The organism is Synechococcus sp. H60.3 (assembly GCF_047462295.1).
In the GTDB taxonomy this organism is placed as follows: domain Bacteria; phylum Cyanobacteriota; class Cyanobacteriia; order Thermostichales; family Thermostichaceae; genus Thermostichus.
The window spans coordinates 1-1203 of record NZ_JANSIY010000206.1 but is presented as its reverse complement, the minus strand read 5'-3'; the positions used below and the strand labels follow the sequence as shown (position 1 = coordinate 1203).

Annotated in this window: 1 protein-coding gene; it reads right to left on the bottom strand. The window is 56.2% G+C overall.

Going from position 1 to position 1203, the window contains the following annotated elements; genetic code table 11:
- Positions 1-29 precede the first annotated feature (29 nt).
- On the bottom strand, positions 30-1203 hold a 1174-nt coding region (locus NW841_RS12795), incomplete at its 5' end, for a TonB-dependent receptor (protein ID WP_414386768.1).

The following is a 1203-nucleotide window of genomic DNA, read 5'->3' as shown; positions in this document are numbered from 1 at the left end:
TAGTTAGCCAAAAACAGCCCGAGAGGATGCTAAAATTGCCCCCGCAAGCTCACCCTCAGCGTGCGGCCAACGCCGGGATAGCCGGGGAAAACTTCATACTGCTCATCCAGCAGGTTGTCGATCCCCAACTCTAGGCTCAGGGCCTCAGTCAACGGGATCCCTCCCCGCAAAGCCACGGTGGTATAGCCTGGCAGGGATTCCGTATTGGAGTTGTTGGTAAAAAAGCTCCCAATGTGATGGACCAAGATCGAGCCGTACCCGCCCTGCTCATAGCGATAGGTTAGGCCTAGGTTGAAGCTATCGGCTCCCACAAAGGCTAGCTGTTTGCCAACTGTGGCCGGGTTAAGTGCAGCGCGGATGATGGGATCATTGAGGGTGTAGTTGGCAAAAAGCGTCCAGTTTTCCCCCAAACGCAAATCCAAAGCCGCTTCCAGGCCGGTGTATTCGACCAGCCCAATATTCTCATAGGTTCCCTGGCGCGGCCCCAGGCTGACAAAGGTGATGCCATCGCGGATGCGGTTGTGGGCAAACGTTAGCCGCAGCAGGCCAAAATCTCCCAGGCTCTGATCCAAGCCAACGTCAAAGCTCTCCCCTCGCTCTGGGCGGAGATTGGGGTTGCCATCCACTTCAAAAAAGCCTCGCAGCCGAAAGAATAATTCCGAGATCAAGGGGGTGCGAAAGCTGCTGGCGTAGTTGGCTCTCAAGGTGGTGCCTTCCGCCACTGTCCAGCGGATCCCCACAGCCGGCGAGGTGGCCGAGCTATTGGCCAAACTGCTGAAGTCCTGGCGCATGCCCAGATCAAGGTGGAAGTTGGGATCCGGGCTGTAATCCAGGCGGGCAAACAGGGCGCCCTGGTTAACCGTATCGTCGTAGTTGATATTGGCAGAACCGTTGGCAAAGGAAAAAGTTGTATTGCGAGCTGAGATGGAGCGATAATCTACCCCCAAAGCTCCCTCTAGGTTTTCGCCGGCTTGCCAAGCATACTGCAGCTGGGATCCCCAGCCATTGCGCAGGATGACGTCGCGGGATCCCTGGCTTTGCGGAGCACTGAAACGGTAGTTGAGATCGTCAAAAAAGACTCTTGCCTGCAGGGATCCTGTTGCCTGAGTCCACAGCCAACTGAGATCCAGCAGCAGATCGTTGGTGTTTTGCTCTGCATCGGGAGAGGGAAATTCCACACTGCCGGGCACACGAAAGGCTTTA